The following is a 1,115-nucleotide window of genomic DNA, read 5'->3' as shown; positions in this document are numbered from 1 at the left end:
GGCTATAGCGGAGGGGAAACGCCCGGCTCCATTCCGAACCCGGAAGCTAAGCCCTCCAGCGCCGATGGTACTGCACTTTAGTCAGTGTGGGAGAGTAGGACACCGCCGAACACAACCTCAAGGGAAGGCCCCGAACCAGTCATGGTTCGGGGCCTTCCCGCATCCCCGGGCTAACAAGCAAGTCGAGACCACGCAGTAGGCTGATCGGCCTCGTATGACCTGAGTTCGCGCGCTTGAGCACAGATTAGGGGTTCAGGAGCGATTGGCGCTGGTCAGGAGGTGTGGGCAGGCCGGCGTCGCAGACCCCCGGAGATGACCGACCAACGGCGCTGTCGCGACATCGACGCCGGCGGTGCAGCATCGAGTTCTGCCCACTCTGAGCGACAACACATCGACAAACGATCAAGGCCCGCCCACGGTGCTGCTCCGGATCGAGGTCGGCGACGATCGGACCTCAAGTGCCGCACCGACACAGCAGACCGCGCCTGTGCGCCGATCGAGGGTGACGCCCGGAACGTCCTCGACGTAATCAACGGTCAGGCACTAAGCCGCGCGAACTCAGGTATGACGGTCGGGCTCGGATCCCTGATAGCCGCCCCCCGGCCGCGGTGTCGTCGCCCCGCTCCGCCACACACGCCCAGGAAAGACGAAGCCCAACCCGCGCCGCCGGCCGGCCGAACCCGTATGACGGTCGAGTGAACCCGCATGACGGACCAGTTCGCAGCCGATGATGGTCGAGCGAAGTCGGGACCATGTCGTCAGCCGGCGCTCCTGATGATGGTCGCCCGCCGGGCGCGTGTCGCCGCTTCACTCCGCCACACATGCTCAGGACCCGCGAAGCCGCGACCATGCCCCCGGCCAGCCGAACCCGCGTGATGGTCCAGCCCAGTCGAGATCATTTCACTCGTTAGCCGAACCCGCATGACGGCCGAGCGAAGCCCGGACCCGCCCCTGACCAGAGATGCCCGGCACTCATCCCTCGGTCTCACCCGTTACCTTCTAGGTAGCTCTTCACCGAGGAGCTGCGGTCGCCAGGTCCGGTATGACTGAGCGCCCCTGTCTCACGCATGATCCGGGGGGTGATGTCGCCGGACGTGGTGGACGTCGATGAATCG

The 1,115-nt window shown here is 65.7% G+C and carries 1 rRNA gene; it reads left to right on the top strand.

The features are described 5' to 3' along the window. Nucleotides 1-111, top strand: a 5S ribosomal RNA gene (gene rrf, locus ACSEEN_RS21430); the annotation flags it as partial. Between the last annotated feature and the right edge of the window lie 1,004 nt (nucleotides 112-1,115).

The sequence above is a fragment of the Gordonia marina genome (genome assembly GCF_052036135.1).
In the GTDB taxonomy this organism is placed as follows: Bacteria; Actinomycetota; Actinomycetes; order Mycobacteriales; family Mycobacteriaceae; genus Gordonia.
This window is presented reverse-complemented; position numbering and strand designations above follow the sequence as displayed.